Here is a 17,393-nt window from a genome sequence, read left to right as displayed (position 1 = left end):
CGAACAAAAATACCAGGAGCAAATGCTCAAAAAACTTCAGAAAAAAGCTGAGTCCCTCGGTCTTGAACTTGTCCCTAAATCAACCTTTTCTGCTGATGTTTCTTGAAAGAGGGTTATTGAACAGTATCGAGAAACCGAAATGCCGAAACTGTTTCCCCCTTTAAACGAGCATTTCACAAAACACGATTATTTACTCGATGATCAATTTGGTGCAGCAGATATTGCAGTGGGTGCTTATTTAGCCTATATGCCGATGATGTTACAACTCGACTTTTCCGATTATCCTGGCATTGCTAAATATGTGGAACGTCTTTCCCAACGTCCGGCTTTCAAGACAACGATGGGGGGTTAAAAAATCAGTAATGTTAGTTATTGGTTATTGGTAGTTTGTCCTTTATTGTTGATTTAAATTACTAATAAAAAATGACTAATGAACTACTCACTCAGAATTGCTGATTTACCTACCACAGAAAGACCCCGGGAACGACTATTACAAATCGGCGCCAAAAATTTAGCCACTGCCGAACTTATTGCTATTTTACTCGGAACGGGACAAGGGGCAGGGAAATTATCGGCAGTAGGGTTAGGTCAATATATTCTGCAACAATTAAGTGCCGATCAACGAGAACCCCTTGCGGTTTTAAGAGAAATTAGTCCCCAAGAATTAATGCAAATTCCTGGCGTTGGTCCGGCAAAAGCAACAACAATTTCTGCTGCTGTAGAGTTAGGAAAACGGGCCTTTTATATGCGTCCTAATGAACGAACAATTATTGATAGCCCAGATGCAGCAGCGGCTGCACTTAGCCAAGATTTAATGTGGCAAACCCAAGAGCGATTTGCAATTTTATTATTAGATGTCAAAAATCAGCTTTTAGGTTTAAAAGTAATTACCATTGGCACCGCAACGGAAACTTTAGCTCATCCCAGAGATATTTTTCGCGAGATTATTCGTCAGGGGGCAACTCGTGCCATAATTGCTCATAATCATCCGACTGGCAATGTTGAACCCAGCGGAGAAGACCTGAAGTTAACTGAACAATTGTTGCAGGGAGGACAACTCCTGAGTGTACCAATTGTGGATCATTTAATTTTAGGCAATGGAAATTATCAAAGTTTAAGACAAATTACAAAAATCTGGGAAAAGTTTCCGCAAGGAGATTAAAAATGTTAATTGCAAAACTTGCTGTTATTCTTTATGGAATACTTGCGATCGCTGGCGGCATCATTGGTTATAAAACGGCTCAAAGTAAAGTTTCTTTAACCTCTGGAAGTATCAGTGGCATCCTCTTATTAATCGGTGGCATTGCTAGTTTTTTGGGGCAAAGTTGGGGGTTAATTCTTGGCACAATTATTACCGCTATCTTAATCATTGTTTTCCTCGCCCGTCTCTGGAAAACTAAGAAATTTATGCCGGCTGGATTAATGATAATTGGCGGTGTCGTTGTTTTACTGCTCACGGTTCCACCCATGATGGGTTAAAAATTCTCGCAGTGCCCCCTGACAAGAGCTTTAAAATCCTTGTTATTCCGGCAAATCTTAACCATTCTTAACGAAAATCAGCTTTAATTTAGTTTAGGCTAATTTAATTAAGCCCTTTTTTAAGACTTTTAGAAACTCTAAAACCGATCTTGTCGTTTACTGAAGCAAAGCAACTTTAAATATGAGCGTAGAACTAGCCACAATGTTAAAAGAGGGGACAAAGAAGTCCCACACGATGGCGGAAAATGTCGGCTTTGTCAAGTGCTTCCTCAAAGGAGTTGTGGAAAAGAACTCCTATCGTAATCTCGTCGCGAACCTTTATTTTGTGTATTCTGCGATGGAAGAAGAGATGGCGAAGCACACCGAACATCCTATCGTTTCCAAAATTTACTTTCCTGAGTTGAACCGCAAAGAAAGTTTAGAGGAAGATTTACACTATTATTTCGGGAGCAATTGGCGAGAAACGGTTTCTCCTTCGGCAGCTGGTGAAGCCTACATTCAGCGCATTCGAGACGTTTCCGCAGAAGCCCCAGAATTGTTGGTTGCTCACTCCTACACTCGTTATTTAGGCGATTTATCCGGTGGACAAATTCTCAAAGGAATTGCACAACGGGCAATGAATTTAGAAGAGGGTGCAGGAACCTCCTTCTATGAATTTGATGCGATTTCTGATGAGAAGGCGTTTAAGAACACTTATCGTCAAGCCCTCAACGAGTTACCGATTGATCAAAGCACGGCGGATCGAATTGTGGATGAAGCCAATGATGCCTTTGGCTTAAACATGAAAATGTTTCAAGAACTCGAAGGGAATCTCATTAAAGGAATTGGCATTATGCTATTCAATTCCCTCACTCGTCGCAATCGTTCTCGCAAGAACAAAAACAAAGAATTTGCCACAGCCGAGTCTACAAACTAAGTGGGTTTCTCTGGTTGAGTGAATTCTAAATTGAAGACAACCCAGTTGGTAGGGTGACAAGCGTTATCTTACGGACTGGGTTGTTTTAGTGAAATCTAAATATAGTACATTAAATCCACTTCTTGCTGTTTGCTATTTCGCTGTTCTGATAAGGTTTGTAAATTGTACTGTTGCAACTGCGATTCAATTTGCTGGTCAATGTCTTGCCAAATTTCTTGTACCACTGCTTGTTCTGCTGTGTGAATAGAAGGAGAGTCTTGGTTAACTGTTTCCGATCCTTCAAGACAATTCACAATATCAAGCAAGGTAATTTTCCAAGGTTCTCGTGCGAGTAAATAGCCGCCTTTTGCCCCGCGTTGACTTTTGACAAGCCCTCCCCGCCGTAGCGTTGCGAGGAGTTGTTCTAAATAGCGATCTGATATATTTTGTTTTTCGGCAATCTGCCGAATTTGGATGGGTTCTTGTTTTTGATGATTGGTTGCTAGCTCTAAAAGAGCAAGAAGCGCGTACTTTGTTTTACAGGAAAGTTCCACAATAAGCGGTTACTGAATAAGGAAAAGCCTCTCTAACATTATACGGGTCAACGGTTCCCCCTATTGGGATCAATATTAAGCGATACTGCCTCGTTTATTGCTTTCTTTATAGGAGACACCGACGTTCGGTAATCCGGCTTTAATCATTTCCCGTTCTAACAGGGCAAAAAAGCGAGCGCGATCGCTGCTTCTGACAACAGCTTGATTATGCGATTCGGCAATCGCAACGGGATAACCATAACCTTTATACACTTGTGCCAACAAAATGCCCAAAGATTGGTCTAATAAGTCCAAATCTTCGGCGATCCAAGCGGGAAATTCGACTCGTGCAATTTCTGTTCCCACATGGAGATAACAGAAGTAAATCGCAAATTCTTCAGGATATAGTTCTAAAATCGGGCTTTGACTGCGCCATAACCCGGATCGCTGCCCAGGAGAAAGTATGGTTTGCCATAGCGTGGTATCTCGTAGCGGTTCACAGCTTTGACAAGGCAATTGATTGATTGACGCATTGCCACAATGGGTTTGACAGTCGGGATCGTCATAAGCACAAGCAGCATAGCGAAGGAATCGCACCGCTTCCGTATGACGATTGGCGCTAAGATAGCCCATTAAAGGAATGCGTGCGGCTGCTAGTTGTTCCCAGGCTTGAAAAATGTAGGGCAAAAGTTGCTCACGGGCGGGAGGAGGTAGGCTATCTAAAAACCAATAGATTAAGGAACCATCCACTAATGCCAGATTAGGTTCATGATGCGCCCCTGGCGGATTCACCCAGCGACACGCCATCTCCGAGAGGGCGGCAATTTCCGAAACGGTGCGCCGATAGCCCATCCACTCTTCAGTGGGGATTCCCCACTGTCGGGATTCATACAAGTCTTCTCGGGTATAGAACACTTCGGGGAGGCTATCGAGAACGGGAAATAAACTTTGTCCATAATGCAGCATCACCCGCCCAATATTAATCAGATAACAGTAGGCGATTTCGTGGTGAGAGGGCGCAATTTGCGAGCCATCAGTGGCAAAAACCGTGTGAGCGTAAGGGGGAACGGAAATTTCTTGACAGGTGTCGATGGGTTCGATGGGTTGTGCTGCTTTAAAGAGAGCGCGATCGCGCCAGTCTTCTTGTTTCTTTACTAATTCTTCTTGTTCATGCCCACTTTTTGCCAGTAGCTGTTGCGCGCGCTGCAACCGCTCGTTACTCGCAGATGCCTCTTGGTGGAGATGTTCACTAATGGCTGGGAGTTGTCCGCTGAGTTTAGTGATATCGAGCATGATCAGTAATTAATAATTAACAATTAATAATGAATAATTTCTTTCGTCAATATACCGTAAAAATAGATTAACCTTGAGATCAATCGGGTTTGACATTCCAATAAGACTCTCTGATGGCTCAAACAATCGCGATCGAACGTAATCTTAAAACGTTAGCACAGTTACAAACTGAATTTGGTTTAAGACGTGCAGAAACAGATGATTTCTTTCTCGAATGGCAAACTGAATTACCCGAACTCTCAGCCCAATCCGTGCTCGATGAAATTAAACAGCAATATTTTTATCAACTGAGTCAAGGTCAACTGGGAGAAGAAACGATCAAGCTAATTGTTTTATCTCCTTTGTTAAAAGCGGCTGGTTTTTATGATCCTCCCTTTCAATTTCGAGCCGAAGCAACGGTCGAATTTTCTGTAGTCGGGCAAGACAAAATCTATAAAGGACGAGTGGATGCGCTGGTCTTACAACAACAATTTTGGGTGGTGGTGATTGAATCAAAAGAAACCAGCTTTTCTTTAGAGTTAGGAATTCCTCAAGCTCTAGCTTATATGTTAGCCTCTCCCCATTTGGAAAACCCTGTTTATGGGATGGTTACCAATGGCGGTAATTTTATTTTCCTGAAACTCCAAAATGGGGAGCAATCAACCCTGTATTATGAGTTATCAGATACGTTTTCTCTTTTACCCCGTCGTAATCAGTTATATGATGTGTTAACTATTCTCAAGAAATTTGGCGAACAAGTTAAGGCGAATTAAACAGGTTCTCCTGTATTTTTCAAATAACTAAGAACAAATGACGAATCACGAATGACCGTTATAAAAGAGAATCCATTAAGGTTAACAAATGAACGGCATCATCGGATAATTCCTGCTTATAGTGGTTGAGATAATTTTCTAATATCCCTTTGAGGGCAATCAATTTTAAGCTATTTTCGGCTGGGGTTTGCGTGATCGCGTTGGCTGCTGGAAAATAATCAGTTGCGCCTAAATCCATTAAAGCAGACCGTCGTAAGGGCAATTTCTCCGCTTGTAAACCTCGGATCAACCGTTGACCGTAGTGATCTTCTCTGGTTAATTGGTATAGCGCGCGGGCGGTGGCTAACTGGACTTTCTCCACCGAATGGTCTAAAAAAGGCTCTATTTCTGCTTGGGCTTCAGTTGCGCCTAACGTTCCTAAGGCTTCAATCACTGCTTCGTAAGGCTGGACTAAATGGGGTTTTCCCGGAACCGGTTGTGCGGCTTCGACGCCTCCAGCCAGCAAGGATCTTAAGTGGGGAATTGCCTCGGGATCCCCAATTTCTTCTAAAGCTTGCGCGCAGGCTTCTCGCACATAATAATCACTACAACTTAAATTTTCGATGAGGTGGGAAACAGCCTGTGAATCCCCTAACTTTCCTAACGCTCGTGCGGCATTGCGTCGTAGCGGATACCCCCCATCAGGAGAGCGATCCGATTCATCTTCTAAAGCAGCTAACAAGGCGTCTATCGCCGTTTGATCGCTAACACGGAACTTTCCTAACCACCAAGCTGCATAATAGCGAAGACTTAAATCGTCTGTTTGTTGCAAGTGCGCGATCGCGATTTCAGTGTTATAGGAGGTCATCTCAATCTAGCGTTTGTCAAAGGTCGTTCCGAGAATCTGGCGATAATAATGATTGTCTAACGCTTGCTCTCACTTGGCAATTGCTCGTCAGATCCGCAAGACATTTCAAAAAGTAACCCCCAAGTATGGGGGCGGGAAACGTCCTTATTTTTTGGATTTTTTAGTTTCTGGTTCCGGTTGCGGGGCGGGTTCTGTATTCAACGGTTGAATATTAACAATTTTGCCGCCCATCCGATTAATGCGGCGCATTTGTTCATTCATCCGGCTATAAGGCACTGTAAAAAAGACGCTACCACTTTTGCGAATCGCATATGATTGTTTATCCGACTCACTACTTTGACGCATACCTTCGACTTCAATGCGATACATCCGACTGGCAGCACTATTGGGAGTAGAAATTGTCGTTTGACCGTACATAACCTAAAGACTCCTATTGATGGTGAGAAATTTTAAAACGGTGATAGCAGGGTTAAGACCTCATCTTTTCCTTACCATCACCGCGAATTTAATCCATTTTTTTAAAGTTAGCGTTCCCCGCTTTTAAGCCGGTCTCACACTGACCACTTTTCCGCCTTGACGGACAATTTGCTGTAAGCGTTGGGACAACTGATCGTAAGGAACCAGATAAGCATTGTTACTGTAGCGGATCACCGGACGAATTTGTCGTCCAATTTGTCCACTCACTTCCACACGATACATTCTTGCACTTTGGTTGCCAACGCCGCCAAAGGAAGTTTTGGGCGTGCGAGAGGTTCCTTCTTCGGTACTGGTCGAAGGATTCACAATGGTAGAGGCTTCATTTTTCGCCAGTTCCCAAGTTAAGCGAGGTTCTCTGCCACCGGCTTGAGCGCGATCGCTTGTACCATAGCCTCGATACAATTGGAACATCCGAGTAAAGTTTGTCGTTCTTGCTCCTAACCCGACTTGGAAGCCGGTGTAGTAAGGAACAATGTCTTCCCCAAACTTACTCACGTATTCTTCGCTATCCAGGTAGGAATCAATTTCAGCATCAACGCCTTTTTCTTCACACAACTGGGTGTGATACGCCCACTCATCTTCATCATAAGGCGGACGACCCAGCAGATGCTTAAAGTTCAATTCCACAAACCGTTGATTGGAATTGGGATAGAAAAACTTTTCTTTGTATAAATCGGATTTCGCGATCGCGCGGACTAATCCTCGCACGGTCAAGTTGCCTTGACGCAGTAGCGATTCCGCAGAAACGAGGCGTTCTGACTCCATAACGTAGTCATTGCCTAAGACCTGTCGATACACCGCGCGAATGATACTTTGTAGCTCATCTTCACTGGTATTCCAGCGCAGTTCTACTGGATCACCATCAAAGGATTCTAAACCTAAACGTCCCGCCACAGCGAGATTAGAAGCAACTAAGGTTTTCATAAATTTACACCCTCCCCAAGGGACATTTTGCAGCAATTTATTCGGGTGAATACGCCATTTCAAAGCTATTACAAAGCCCGGAAAAATTCACAAATGCTAACACGGATTCTCTGTTTCCCAGTCAACATTCGCTCACTCTTCCGGGCGAACACCAAGAACAATTAGCTCAGGGCGTTAATGGCATAGTCGAGATAGGTGTTGGCTTCATTAGCCGCTTGACCACTTAAGCCATGATTGGCTTTGATGTGCTTCAGGGCTTCAATGTACCAAGAAGGAGACAATTCAAATGTACGGTTGATTTCATCTAAACCCGCGATGAGATACTCATCCATGGGACCAGTACCACCCGCAATGAGGCAGTAAGTTACCATGCGCAGATAGTGTCCGACATCACGAGCACATTTGTCTTTACCGCGCTGATCATGAGCGTATTGAGGTCCCTGCATTTGGGTGGTGTAAGGGAACTTCTGATAAACTGCATTGGCTGCACCATTGATTAAGTCATTGGACTTTTGAGTGAGTCCACGGGCAGCTTCCATGCTGGCAATGGCACGCTCAAAACGACCATTTGCAGATTGGAGTTCAGTGTTACCTAAGAAACGTCCTTGGCTATCAGCAGCAGCAATGGCTTCGGTGATTGGAGTTTTCATTTTGGTTTTCTCTTCCTAACGTTGACAACAGATTTACAAAAAAGATTTCAGCTATACAAAAAATCCCAATTGATTTTGGGAGCTAGACAAACCAGATTATGCAACTGCAGCAGAAGCACGATCAAAGTAGCTTGCAACTTCAGACATTAACTGGCTGCAATCCCCTTGGGTAATTCCGTTGGGATCATTAGCAAGGCGAACCGCTTCTTCTTTCATTTTTTGTACGCCAGCAGCAACGGATGCGCCAGGAACACCGAGAGCTTGGTAAGTTTCACGGAGTCCATTTAAGCAACGATCTTCAAGAACGCTTGCATCGCCAGCGAGAGTCGCATAGGTTACGTAACGGAGGATGATTTCCATGTCGCGTAAGCAAGCTGCCATGCGACGGTTGGTGTAAGCATTTCCACCGGGTTGAACCAGTTGAGGTTGCTCGGCAAACAAGCCACGAGCAGCGTTAGTAACGATGCTAGCGCTGTTGCTAGTCATGCGGTTAACGGTATCTAAACGCTTGTTTCCGTCTTGAACCATTTGGGTGAGGGCATCGAGTTGCTCGGTGCTCAGAAATTCACCACGGCTATCTGCTTGGGAAACAACACGGCTAAATGCGTCGAACATTGTTTTTCAGTCTCCTTGATCGATGATGTTGACTACGGCAAGGGCTGCTTTCACTGATTGGCAATTACAACAAGCAAGTGTAAAGAATTATGAGAATTTTTCTTGCTTTAGATGAGAAACATGATACTTTTCTCAGTTCATCTTTCTCTTTGCCTTTCAGCTATGTTTTAAACCCTTCTTGGTAAATTTATACACCCTATTCCCTAATTTTTGTATTACAGTATGTTAAGATTATTACTGTTAAATTGAAAAACAAAAAGAAAGTTAAAATATTATAAACACATCTAGCAAAGGAACTGTTTTATGCTACGAGCTAACCGCTGGCAGTTTAACTTTCCTTAATATATCTGGCAGTGATGGACAGCTTTTGCGAAAATCAAGGCTAGTAAGGCAATCAAAGGATGTGGTCAAAAATGTTAGATCAGCAGAAAAGGAACTGCTCACCGGAAGAAATTGAACAAGCGATCACTGAATTAGAACGATATCGAGAAAGAATCGTTAATGACTTATTTCAGTCGGCACGACGGGTGGATGTTTCTCATAAAACCGCTATGGCAAATATTGGGAAAAACCCTGAAATCATCAAGATTGATGCTGAGATTGAAAAGTTGCAAGCCCAACAGTCTAAGCTGCGCTAAGGACAAATTGTTTTTTAGCTAAATACTTACTGAACCACAAACCAAAGAGCAAAATAAATAAATGGACACGGGAAAACTACAACATTTTTTTGATTGTTGTTTAGGTCACTGGGATATTGAACGCACTTATCATTATCTCACGCGTCAAGACGTAGAGCGCTCGCACACTAAGTTTGAAGTTAAGCCACTGACTCCAGAGTTACAAACCAAAGTCTTAGTGGATAATCAATATGACGTTTCCGCTCAAGATACGGTTCTCTCAGGGTTTCAACTCTATTTTCATACGGTTTCAGACAAAGGAGAAGAAGTGGCACAAGCCTTGAATGCCTTATTTGTACCGAAACAGCAAACTGGAGAAATTTTAGAAGGGGATTATTTGCGCGATCGCGCCTATGAAGAAGCGCGACCCATTGTGTCCCATTTCCGCTTCGATCCTGCCGTTTCAGAACTCCTGATGACAACGCCCTATACTCAAGTCGTTTCCGTTGACTCGATTACTCTGGTGAATCCCAACTTAAGAATTCGTAAAATTATCAACTACGACCGCCCTCCTGAAGGAGAAACCCTGAAAAATGTGAGATTGGTTGGGTTTGGGGTTGAACAAAAAGTAAGTACGCCTTAACTTCCCCTCCTGCAGCTAACAGCAGGACAAGGAAATCAGGGAAGTCAGGTTACAATTAACCGCTAATTGCTGTAATTGTTAACATCAGAGCAATCAACACCACGAATAGTGCGCCTAAACCAGTAACGACGGGCCAATTGGCACGGCGCAGAAATTGTTCCCAACTGAAAGGCTCAAACCCTCTAAACAACCCATCAGCCCCCTGGCTGGGTATACCACTTACACCACTGGGAGACGGAAGCTGATCGCGATAATCAGTTCCGTAGCGTGGCATACGCTCAAAGGGCAATTCCCCTTGCTCACGTTGGGGTAAAATACGTCGTCGTTGATAAGGGACAATATTTTCACCAAAATTGCTACTGTATTCGTCGCTCTCTAATACTTCATCAATGAAGCCTTGAATGCCTTGCGTTGCCAGAACAATCGACCAAGCAATTTTTTCTCGATCACTATAAACGGGTCGCCCGAGTACTCGTTGCACACAGATTTCTACAAACCGATAATTATTGTTCACTTCGTAATTCAGTCGCCGGAATGAATCTGAGAGCACTAAACCGCGAACAAAATCTTTAACGGTAATTTGACCGGATTTGAGTTGAGATTCGAGAAGTAGCTGACGATTACTAGCCAGCATTTGTTGTTCATGGAAAATTTGCCGATAAGCAGCGATAATAATCGACTCAATTTCACTCAATGAGAGTAGGTCTTGAGGATAATTATAAATTCGAGATCGTTCATCTCCGGGAATTTCAAACCCCTTAACCCGTTGATTTTGGCTGGAAGGGGCATACTCTAGCAAAGGAAGTGGCATTTTAAAATTACCTCCCACAACTTAAGATTAATCATGCTTAACTTACACTGAAAGCGATCAAGATTGGAAATGGATGATGGGAGAAAGTAGAAAATTTTAACATTTGGCGAGAGCCTCTTCCTGAGATGACTCCCCTTAATTTGTCAGGATTCCTTAAACTTATCTTATTTTTCTTAACAAAATCTTAAAATAAGTCCCTTTGCAGCCCTGCCATTCGTTACCGCAATACTATACTGGTTGATTACGTGAGTGTGTAAACTAAATATGGCAAAAACGAAACGAACGAAAGCAGGAAAAGGATTCGCACAAGTCAAAAGCAGCAATAGCAACGCTGAAATTATGCTGAGTGCCGCTAGTCAAGAAGGATTAGTCGCAATGGCCAGTCAAGTCGGGATTGCTCCTTCAGAACTCGTCGAGCACATTGTCAAGGGGAAAATTGCGGTGTTGACCGATACGGCAGAAAAAACGATTTCTGTAACCCCTCATGAAAGTGCAAGTCAGTCCCCAACTGTGGCAGTCGTTTCCGAAGAAAAAACGAGAAATCAGGAAGGAAGATCGGCTGATCAAATCCGGGCTTTGGAGGAACAAATTGTGGATCAAAATGCGCAAATTATGAAGTTGAAAAAAGAACTGGCGCAACAAGAAAATCTAGAGCAAAACTATCAAACGATTTCTCTGCAAAGTCAACAGCAGTCAATTTATATTGATGAATTAGAAGCAGCGCGATCGCGCCAACGTCAAGAAATTCAAGAATTAAATCATCGCCTGAATGAACTCCAATCGCAACTCAACATTCAAGGAAACCAATCTCAAACCGAGAGTGCGGCTAAGGACCAACAAATTGCGGAACTGCAAGCACAAATTCAAGCGCTACAAAGTTTCGCTAGTATCGGAGAGAAACAACTTAATCGTTGGCGTTCTCGTAGTATTCAGTAAGCATTAAGGAGCAAATGACGCGAATGGACGGACTGCAATTTTTCCAACAAAGTGCGGGTCAATGGCGTTCTCTGCGAACCACCCACCATCTCCCTTTTCGTCGCGCTGAAACGGGCGGTTCTGAGATCACGGTTGAAGCCTTAAGTGCAGAAGATGGTCGCATCACAGAAATTTGTGCAATGCACGAGGTGGATCCCACCTCAGCAGTTGGCGGTGCTCATGTTAGTTGGGATGGTGCCATGGAGTGGGATAAAGAAGGAGAAGACCATTCTGGAACCAGTGTTTTCTCTCTAGTTCCTGATCCAGAGAATCCTCAACAAGGAAAATTATTGCGGGAAAGAGGCTATGCCGAAGTGGTGCCGGTCATCGGAGAATACCATATTGATCAGGAAGAAGCGTTAGTATTAGTAACCGAATATGACACCATGAGCATTAATGAGCGCTTTTGGTTTCCCCATCCCGATCTGCGGTTACGCACCAGTACCGTTAAACGCTTTGGCGGATTAAGTACAGCCACTTTCTGTGCAGAAATTCGGGTTGATGAAGATAACAGCGCAACCCCAAAATCCAGTGAAACTTCAGTTCAGTCCCTTTGGGGATGGTAGTTGCAGACTGTGACCGATTTCCAATCATCCATTCAGTCTTCAGCATCTGAGCAAGGAAGTGCTTACTTAGCCAAGATGCAACGCTTAGCTTTAGATGCTAGTTTAGTTGAGTTGAGCGTTTCTCAGGAGTGGAAACAACAAATTGATCGCACGATCGCGCTGCGGATTCGCGCCATTAATCAAGAATTAGAAACCCATTTGGCGTTGTGTCAAAACTGTTTCCACCCTCCCCGACGGCTAGCCATCCAAATCTTTGCAACCCCTTTTGCTCAGCATCTGAAGATTGACGCTTTGTGTAATTTAAAGACTGAGCCAATCACCATTTTGATCGATGTGGGGCGGATTGTGCGCGAGGATTGGCTGTGCGCGATCGCGCATGAATACGCCCATGCCCAAGTGGGCATCGCCGGACATCATCAAGCATTTCTAGAAACCCTTACTCATCTCTGTTTAGGTTTAGGCTTAACGCCACCGCCTCCGGGTGGACTCTCTGAATCAGAATTGCGAAATTGGCCCCCTTGTCAGCCCACGAGAGATGCTTTAGCGTTTTGGTTGGGGGAAAAGTAACTAAATAAACTGCTTGAGGAAGCGTAAATCACTATTGTACAATCGGCGAATATCATCCATTTGGTGCAAAACCATCGCAAAGCGTTCTACCCCTAAGCCAGCGGCAAAACCGGTATAGCGTTCGGGGTCGTAACCTACTGCTTTCAAGACATTGGGGTCAACCATGCCACAACCCAAAACTTCTAACCACTTGCCATTCCACTGCACATCCACTTCTGCAGAGGGTTCCGTAAAGGGAAAATAACTAGCCCGAAAGCGCACAGCCAGGTCATCCCCAAACATTTGTCGCAAGAATTCCTTAATCGTTCCTCGGAGATCCGTAAATCTTAACCCCTCTTCGATCGCTAAGAGTTCCAGTTGGTGGAAAACTGCTGAGTGGGTGGCATCAACCGTATCTCTCCGGTAAACCCGACCCGGTGCAATGACTCGCACCGGCGGATCATGCTGTTCCATGTAGCGAATTTGCACGGAAGAGGTATGTGTCCGCAATAGTTTTCCATCGGGAAGATAGAATGTATCTTGCATATCTCGCGCAGGATGGTCTTGGGGAGTGTTAAGCGCTTCAAAATTATAGTAATCGCTTTCAACTTCAAAACCTTCTGCAACGGTGTACCCCAAGCCAACAAAAATATCCAGCATTTGGTCAATCATGCCATTGAGGGGATGCACTTTTCCGAGAGGACGCATCACGCCCGGCATAGTAACATCAAGGGTTTCAGCAGCCAGTTGCGCTTCGAGTTGGGCTCGTTGTAAGTTCTGACGGGTTTCGTCGATCGCGCTTTGGATTTCTTCTTTCACTTCATTGGCTAAGGACCCGATGCGGGGGCGTTCTTCGGCTGAGAGTTTTCCCATTCCCCGCAAAACTTGCGAGAGTTGTCCTTTTTTACCAAGATATTGCACTCGTAGTTGTTCGAGACTTTCTAAATCACTAGCAGACGCGATCGCGTGTCTGGCATCCGCTTTTAAATTCGTCAGTTGGGTTTCTAAATCCAGAGAAGAAGAGGTCATGCTGGCTGGGAGTAAGACATTTAGCGTTATCAACCTATATCAGTTTAGCAAGATGTTCGTCAAGCATGAGGATTCTGCTTCAGGGAAATTATCGCCGATCATCCAAGACATAAACATCAGCTCGACAATAATCTTGATCGGGCAGTTGATGCATCGCAACCCCAATCAGGCGAATCTTAAACCCTCCTGCGAGCATTCGTTGATAGGCATTGTGGCGACTAGTGTTGACCCCTGCCGTTAAGGTGTTTAATTGACAATCGGCTGCGAAAACATTGCACACTCTCAGGAGTTGCTCAAATCTCTCTTCTGCCTGAGAACCAGGGCGTACCGCACCAAATTTGACATAACAATTGTTACTGCCCCCCTCAGAACCCACCCCATAATGACAAATCGCAAAAGCAGCTAAGCCCACTTCATCCCAAAGTAAAAGGGTCTCTCCCAATTGCTGTTCCACTACCAGTTGGATTTCTGCCTTTAAATCCAAACCGTTATAAATAGCATCCGTTAGTTTTTGGCAAGCAATCAGGGATTCCTCTTGTTGCTGAGGGGATAGCGTTGAGTAGAGACAGTAGGGTTGCTCGCAGACAGTTGGCGTGACCGTTTTTTCCAGTACGGTGGTGAGGTAACCGGGAGAAAATCCAAACTTGCTGTAGAACCAGAGATGTTTGGCACTATGAGAGGAGGTAAAGAAGGTAATTGCAGGTGTCTGCCACTGCTTAAATTGTGCGATAGTAGCACTCATTAACTCAGAAGCAATGCCCTGATTCCAGTAGTCAGGATGTACGGTGAGCGGACCAAACAGACCTAGAGTGCCCCAGCGAGCGAGGAAATTAGTACCGATGATTTGACTATTTTGTTCAGCAGCGATGGCGTAACCGGTCGGCAAATACCAGCGATGCATGTATCCCGCATCGCCAAACATTTGTAAGGGATTAGATAAATTAGCAGCTGTGCCAAAGGCGAGCCGAAATACTTCATCGGCTTGGGATAACTCTTGCCATTGTAAGGAGCGAATGATCATCGAAGGTCAGTAGATAGAGCTGGTTGACTGGGGAAAGATCGGATAAGTGTATTGAATTGATGATCTCACCTCTGGCGCTTGCCGTAAAAGACAATGCACTCAACACCTAGAGATGCCAGAAATCTGAACCCCAATCCCATTTCAAACAGCAAGAACCAAGGATTGCTAAACTAAAAGCAGAGAGATTAGGAGCAATCGCCATGACTGAGATGACATCCAGTTCGCCACCGATTACTGATCTCAAATGGGGACAAATTGAAGTTGAGGGTCAGCGCTACAAAGATGCTAAACTCTTCCCAGGTGGGGCAAGAGAGTGGGATTGGCGAGAAACGGGAACGCAGCACCGACCCGGCATTCAACCCGCTGACGTCAGCGAACTATTAGAGAAGGGAGCGCAAGTCCTCATTCTAAGTCAAGGGATGTGGAAGAGGCTGCAAGTTAGTCCACAGACCTTAGAGATGCTCAAAGAGAAAGGAATTGAAGTGCATATCCTACAGACACAACTAGCAGCTAAACTCTATAACCAGCTTCGGGAAACGACGCCGGTGGGAGGGCTCTTTCATAGCACTTGCTAATGAGTGGGCAGGAAATTCAAACTTTATGGCTTGAGATGATCGCGAGAATTATCTTGAGGCTGATATCCGACCTGGCGTTCTGCATTGCGAAAATCCAAGTACCCCTGTTGATTGTTGGAAACCGCATGAAAAATTTGAAAGCCAAGCTGCTCTTGCTGCAAACACTGACTCACCAATTGCGCTAAATCTCTGGGACTGCACCAAATTCTAGCACTACGTTGATTGATATTTTGAAACTGAGGAGCGACTTGAAAGCTCCCAATCCGCAGACAAATCACGGAAAGATGATAGTGATCGGCATAGAAGTGACCTAAAGCCTCACCACAGGCTTTCCCCACACCATAAAGAGAATCCGGACGAACAGGCAGTTCGGAAGAAATCTGCTTTTTTTCCTCTTCCCAGCCTGCTACCACATGATTCGTACTGGCATAAATGATTTTTTGGACACCGGCTTGTCTGGCGGCTTCAAAAACATTGTAAGTGCCCGCAATCCCAGTAGTATAAACTTCTGACCAGGGTTGTTGAGGATTCGGATTGGCGGCTAAGTGAATCACCGCTTCCATCCCTGTCATTGCAGCTAAAACTGCGGGGAAATCCAGGATATCAGCCGTTATCCCATCCTCCACATGAGGGAGAGGCTCCTGATCTAGACAACGAAAGTCATATTCATGAGCTAAAAGTTGACGTAACGAGCAACCGATCCGTCCAGCTGCTCCGGTCATCAGAACTTTCGTAGAGTTTGAGTGCATTTGACCTTGCTCAGTAGTAGTTAATGACAGTGGAAAGGCGAGAGAGGGTTGGGCTTGATCCCCCTGCTATCTAGGTCTGCTCACGGTTTTCAGCATCCTGGCGCAAGTTTCGAGCATGTTCCTGACTATCCGAGATATCAGGTGTGGCAATGTTGGTTAGGGAAACCCCAGCTTGTAAACTGAGGTTCTAGTCCTTAACAGCTCATTGGTTAGGGCGAAACTGTTTAGCAACCGCACTCACTAAAGCTTCTCTCGGCAAGAAGCGGGGAAGGTTAACAATCAGCTGATTCGGCAATCCCCCAGTGACGACATTGGCTTGCTGTTGGTCGAATCCTGCTAGCGCTACCTTGACTACCGCTTCGGGGGAAGTATAGTTTTGCTGGGCTGATTCGGTTGCAGAACTGGGAAAATTAGCAACCTTAAAAAACTCAGTTTCGGTGGGACCTGGACAGACACAAGTCACTGTCAATCCTGTGTCTCGGTTTTCTGCCCACAAGGCTTCACTAAAACTAAGTACAAAGGCTTTTGTCGCTGCGTAGATTGATAGATAAGGAAGGGGTTGAAAGCCAGCAATAGAAGAGATATTAATAATTCCCCCGGAACCTTGTTGACGCATCGGATTTAGAAAGAGATGAGTGAGTGCAGTCAAGGCAGTGATATTCAGTTGAATCATCTCCAGTTGTCTATCGAGAGAAGACTCAGCAAATACACCATAGTCCCCAAAGCCAGCATTATTGATGAGTAAGTCAATGTTAATCTCTTTGGCAGTGACAATATTGAAAAGTATTTGTGCTGCGTTCGTTACACTCAAATCTTGAGGAATGACTTCAGCCGTAATCTGATGGTTGGTTTGCAATTGTTTTGCTAGTTTTTCGAGCTTTTCTTGAGAACGAGCAACTAAAACGAGATTATAACCTCGGCGAGCCAGTGCTTCGGCAAAGGCAGCCCCAATTCCTGAGGAAGCACCTGTAACGAGAGCAGTTTTCATAGCTAATTCGGTTTGTAAAGTTTCTTTAAGTTTATCGCTTTTGTTGTAATAATGACTAAGTATTTAAGTATAAGTAGACATTATCGAACTGATCGAGCTAGTTTTTAGAGGAGAACCGCTTTAAATCCTGAAACCTCCTCATCATCTACTGCTGTCGTCCGGCTGAGCAGTTTGGACAAATCGCTCGCACCGAATCCTATTCGCTATTTTCGGAGTACTTTACTTATTCATATACTTAATATTTAATTTCTGTACAAATTCAGCAAAGAAGAGTAAAGTTGGATCGGTAGCAATCGCTATTGGAAATGTTGCTATTTATACATAATCTATTTTTACCTTCAAGATGGCATAAAAAGAAAGTTGAATGATACTCATCATCTTTTCCTGAGTCCAATCTTCATCAGTTTG

At 44.3% G+C, this 17,393-nt stretch carries 22 protein-coding genes and 1 pseudogene; 11 read left to right on the top strand and 12 right to left on the bottom strand.

Annotation, left to right across the window (positions count from 1 at the left end; translation table 11 throughout):
* Window positions 1–127: 127 nt before the first annotated feature.
* From GVY04_11280 to GVY04_11265, 4 genes and pseudogenes are all read left to right on the top strand, one after another.
* Window positions 128–352 (top strand): annotated as a pseudogene (locus tag GVY04_11280) (glutathione S-transferase family protein).
* A 78-nt stretch (window positions 353–430) separates the two neighbouring features.
* A complete protein-coding gene (radC, locus tag GVY04_11275; GenBank protein ID NBD16690.1) occupies window positions 431–1,162 on the top strand; it encodes a DNA repair protein RadC in 732 nt (243 codons plus the stop codon).
* Between the two features lie 2 nt (window positions 1,163–1,164).
* Window positions 1,165–1,479, top strand: a complete 315-nt coding sequence (locus tag GVY04_11270; protein ID NBD16689.1) for a hypothetical protein — start codon at window positions 1,165–1,167, stop codon at window positions 1,477–1,479.
* 181 nt (window positions 1,480–1,660) lie between these two features.
* Window positions 1,661–2,395 carry a heme oxygenase gene (locus GVY04_11265; GenBank protein ID NBD16688.1) on the top strand — a complete coding sequence of 245 codons (735 nt, stop codon included), beginning with the start codon at window positions 1,661–1,663 and terminating at the stop codon, window positions 2,393–2,395.
* Window positions 2,396–2,490: 95 nt separating this feature from the next.
* On the opposite strand, the gene GVY04_11260 is transcribed toward GVY04_11265, so the two are convergent.
* On the bottom strand, window positions 2,491–2,931 hold the full coding sequence (locus GVY04_11260) for an Rrf2 family transcriptional regulator (GenBank protein ID NBD16687.1): 441 nt from the start codon (window positions 2,929–2,931) through the stop codon (window positions 2,491–2,493).
* Window positions 2,932–3,003: 72 nt separating this feature from the next.
* Window positions 3,004–4,200 (bottom strand): DNA double-strand break repair nuclease NurA, encoded by a 1,197-nt coding sequence (locus GVY04_11255; GenBank protein ID NBD16686.1) that lies wholly within the window; start codon window positions 4,198–4,200, stop codon window positions 3,004–3,006.
* Window positions 4,201–4,313: 113 nt separating this feature from the next.
* On the opposite strand from GVY04_11255, the gene GVY04_11250 reads away from it, so the two are divergent.
* A complete protein-coding gene (locus GVY04_11250; protein ID NBD16685.1) occupies window positions 4,314–4,952 on the top strand; it encodes a type I restriction endonuclease subunit R in 639 nt (212 codons plus the stop codon).
* A gap of 58 nt (window positions 4,953–5,010) precedes the next feature.
* Here the strand turns inward: GVY04_11250 and GVY04_11245 are convergent, their stop codons facing one another.
* The 5 genes from GVY04_11245 to GVY04_11225 form a co-directional block, all read right to left on the bottom strand.
* The gene (locus GVY04_11245) at window positions 5,011–5,799 is read right to left on the bottom strand and encodes a HEAT repeat domain-containing protein (protein NBD16684.1); all 789 of its coding nucleotides are present in this window, start codon (window positions 5,797–5,799) and stop codon (window positions 5,011–5,013) included.
* A 144-nt stretch (window positions 5,800–5,943) separates the two neighbouring features.
* Window positions 5,944–6,216, bottom strand: a complete 273-nt coding sequence (locus tag GVY04_11240; GenBank protein ID NBD16683.1) for a phycobilisome linker polypeptide — start codon at window positions 6,214–6,216, stop codon at window positions 5,944–5,946.
* A 123-nt stretch (window positions 6,217–6,339) separates the two neighbouring features.
* Entirely contained in the window at window positions 6,340–7,200 is an 861-nt protein-coding gene (locus GVY04_11235; protein NBD16682.1) for a photosystem I reaction center subunit XII, read from the bottom strand.
* A 161-nt stretch (window positions 7,201–7,361) separates the two neighbouring features.
* Window positions 7,362–7,850 carry a phycocyanin subunit alpha gene (gene cpcA, locus GVY04_11230; protein ID NBD16681.1) on the bottom strand — a complete coding sequence of 163 codons (489 nt, stop codon included), beginning with the start codon at window positions 7,848–7,850 and terminating at the stop codon, window positions 7,362–7,364.
* Window positions 7,851–7,946: 96 nt separating this feature from the next.
* Window positions 7,947–8,465 carry a phycocyanin subunit beta gene (locus GVY04_11225; GenBank protein ID NBD16680.1) on the bottom strand — a complete coding sequence of 173 codons (519 nt, stop codon included), beginning with the start codon at window positions 8,463–8,465 and terminating at the stop codon, window positions 7,947–7,949.
* Between the two features lie 413 nt (window positions 8,466–8,878).
* Here GVY04_11225 and GVY04_11220 point away from each other — a divergent pair, with 413 nt between their 5' ends.
* Together GVY04_11220 and GVY04_11215 are read left to right on the top strand one after the other, a co-directional pair.
* Entirely contained in the window at window positions 8,879–9,103 is a 225-nt protein-coding gene (locus tag GVY04_11220; protein ID NBD16679.1) for an acetyltransferase, read from the top strand.
* 61 nt (window positions 9,104–9,164) lie between these two features.
* Entirely contained in the window at window positions 9,165–9,725 is a 561-nt protein-coding gene (locus GVY04_11215; GenBank protein NBD16678.1) for a phycobiliprotein lyase, read from the top strand.
* A gap of 55 nt (window positions 9,726–9,780) precedes the next feature.
* Here GVY04_11215 and GVY04_11210 read toward each other — a convergent pair whose 3' ends face one another.
* Window positions 9,781–10,536 (bottom strand): phycobilisome rod-core linker polypeptide CpcG, encoded by a 756-nt coding sequence (locus tag GVY04_11210; protein NBD16677.1) that lies wholly within the window; start codon window positions 10,534–10,536, stop codon window positions 9,781–9,783.
* A 264-nt stretch (window positions 10,537–10,800) separates the two neighbouring features.
* Between GVY04_11210 and GVY04_11205 the strand changes: the two genes are divergently transcribed.
* From GVY04_11205 to GVY04_11195, 3 genes are all read left to right on the top strand, one after another.
* Window positions 10,801–11,472 carry a hypothetical protein gene (locus GVY04_11205; GenBank protein ID NBD16676.1) on the top strand — a complete coding sequence of 224 codons (672 nt, stop codon included), beginning with the start codon at window positions 10,801–10,803 and terminating at the stop codon, window positions 11,470–11,472.
* Window positions 11,473–11,495: 23 nt separating this feature from the next.
* A complete protein-coding gene (locus GVY04_11200; GenBank protein ID NBD16675.1) occupies window positions 11,496–12,077 on the top strand; it encodes a phycobiliprotein lyase in 582 nt (193 codons plus the stop codon).
* Window positions 12,078–12,152: 75 nt separating this feature from the next.
* Window positions 12,153–12,644, top strand: coding sequence for a hypothetical protein (locus GVY04_11195; protein ID NBD16674.1), 492 nt, complete (start codon window positions 12,153–12,155; stop codon window positions 12,642–12,644).
* On the opposite strand, the gene pheS is transcribed toward GVY04_11195, so the two are convergent.
* Both pheS and GVY04_11185 read right to left on the bottom strand, forming a co-directional pair.
* Window positions 12,645–13,652 carry a phenylalanine--tRNA ligase subunit alpha gene (pheS, locus tag GVY04_11190; protein ID NBD16673.1) on the bottom strand — a complete coding sequence of 336 codons (1,008 nt, stop codon included), beginning with the start codon at window positions 13,650–13,652 and terminating at the stop codon, window positions 12,645–12,647.
* A gap of 88 nt (window positions 13,653–13,740) precedes the next feature.
* Window positions 13,741–14,673, bottom strand: coding sequence for a GNAT family N-acetyltransferase (locus GVY04_11185; protein NBD16672.1), 933 nt, complete (start codon window positions 14,671–14,673; stop codon window positions 13,741–13,743).
* Between the two features lie 200 nt (window positions 14,674–14,873).
* On the opposite strand from GVY04_11185, the gene GVY04_11180 reads away from it, so the two are divergent.
* On the top strand, window positions 14,874–15,248 hold the full coding sequence (locus GVY04_11180) for a hypothetical protein (GenBank protein NBD16671.1): 375 nt from the start codon (window positions 14,874–14,876) through the stop codon (window positions 15,246–15,248).
* A gap of 23 nt (window positions 15,249–15,271) precedes the next feature.
* Here the strand turns inward: GVY04_11180 and GVY04_11175 are convergent, their stop codons facing one another.
* Entirely contained in the window at window positions 15,272–15,997 is a 726-nt protein-coding gene (locus tag GVY04_11175; GenBank protein NBD16670.1) for an NAD-dependent epimerase/dehydratase family protein, read from the bottom strand.
* A gap of 202 nt (window positions 15,998–16,199) precedes the next feature.
* Entirely contained in the window at window positions 16,200–16,985 is a 786-nt protein-coding gene (locus tag GVY04_11170; GenBank protein NBD16669.1) for an SDR family NAD(P)-dependent oxidoreductase, read from the bottom strand.
* Window positions 16,986–17,393 lie beyond the last annotated feature (408 nt).

Source organism: Cyanobacteria bacterium GSL.Bin1, from assembly GCA_009909085.1.
Taxonomy (GTDB): domain Bacteria; phylum Cyanobacteriota; class Cyanobacteriia; order Cyanobacteriales; family Rubidibacteraceae; genus Halothece.
The sequence above is the reverse complement of the archived record's forward strand: the minus strand, read 5'-3'. Positions and strand labels throughout refer to the sequence as shown.

What these genes read in the sequence shown, in the direction of transcription:
- GVY04_11240 (NBD16683.1), bottom strand. Translation starts at nt 6,216, where the DNA reads ATGTACGGTCAAACGACAATTTCTACTCCCAATAGTGCTGCCAGTCGG.
- radC (NBD16690.1), top strand. Translation starts at nt 431, where the DNA reads ATGAACTACTCACTCAGAATTGCTGATTTACCTACCACAGAAAGACCC.
- pheS (NBD16673.1), bottom strand. Translation starts at nt 13,652, where the DNA reads ATGACCTCTTCTTCTCTGGATTTAGAAACCCAACTGACGAATTTAAAA.
- GVY04_11245 (NBD16684.1), bottom strand. Translation starts at nt 5,799, where the DNA reads ATGACCTCCTATAACACTGAAATCGCGATCGCGCACTTGCAACAAACA.
- GVY04_11195 (NBD16674.1), top strand. Translation starts at nt 12,153, where the DNA reads ATGCAACGCTTAGCTTTAGATGCTAGTTTAGTTGAGTTGAGCGTTTCT.
- GVY04_11200 (NBD16675.1), top strand. Translation starts at nt 11,496, where the DNA reads ATGGACGGACTGCAATTTTTCCAACAAAGTGCGGGTCAATGGCGTTCT.
- GVY04_11225 (NBD16680.1), bottom strand. Translation starts at nt 8,465, where the DNA reads ATGTTCGACGCATTTAGCCGTGTTGTTTCCCAAGCAGATAGCCGTGGT.
- GVY04_11175 (NBD16670.1), bottom strand. Translation starts at nt 15,997, where the DNA reads ATGCACTCAAACTCTACGAAAGTTCTGATGACCGGAGCAGCTGGACGG.
- GVY04_11215 (NBD16678.1), top strand. Translation starts at nt 9,165, where the DNA reads ATGGACACGGGAAAACTACAACATTTTTTTGATTGTTGTTTAGGTCAC.
- GVY04_11265 (NBD16688.1), top strand. Translation starts at nt 1,661, where the DNA reads ATGAGCGTAGAACTAGCCACAATGTTAAAAGAGGGGACAAAGAAGTCC.
- cpcA (NBD16681.1), bottom strand. Translation starts at nt 7,850, where the DNA reads ATGAAAACTCCAATCACCGAAGCCATTGCTGCTGCTGATAGCCAAGGA.
- GVY04_11185 (NBD16672.1), bottom strand. Translation starts at nt 14,673, where the DNA reads ATGATCATTCGCTCCTTACAATGGCAAGAGTTATCCCAAGCCGATGAA.
- GVY04_11270 (NBD16689.1), top strand. Translation starts at nt 1,165, where the DNA reads ATGTTAATTGCAAAACTTGCTGTTATTCTTTATGGAATACTTGCGATC.
- GVY04_11170 (NBD16669.1), bottom strand. Translation starts at nt 16,985, where the DNA reads ATGAAAACTGCTCTCGTTACAGGTGCTTCCTCAGGAATTGGGGCTGCC.
- GVY04_11235 (NBD16682.1), bottom strand. Translation starts at nt 7,200, where the DNA reads ATGAAAACCTTAGTTGCTTCTAATCTCGCTGTGGCGGGACGTTTAGGT.
- GVY04_11210 (NBD16677.1), bottom strand. Translation starts at nt 10,536, where the DNA reads ATGCCACTTCCTTTGCTAGAGTATGCCCCTTCCAGCCAAAATCAACGG.
- GVY04_11255 (NBD16686.1), bottom strand. Translation starts at nt 4,200, where the DNA reads ATGCTCGATATCACTAAACTCAGCGGACAACTCCCAGCCATTAGTGAA.
- GVY04_11180 (NBD16671.1), top strand. Translation starts at nt 14,874, where the DNA reads ATGACTGAGATGACATCCAGTTCGCCACCGATTACTGATCTCAAATGG.
- GVY04_11205 (NBD16676.1), top strand. Translation starts at nt 10,801, where the DNA reads ATGGCAAAAACGAAACGAACGAAAGCAGGAAAAGGATTCGCACAAGTC.
- GVY04_11220 (NBD16679.1), top strand. Translation starts at nt 8,879, where the DNA reads ATGTTAGATCAGCAGAAAAGGAACTGCTCACCGGAAGAAATTGAACAA.
- GVY04_11250 (NBD16685.1), top strand. Translation starts at nt 4,314, where the DNA reads ATGGCTCAAACAATCGCGATCGAACGTAATCTTAAAACGTTAGCACAG.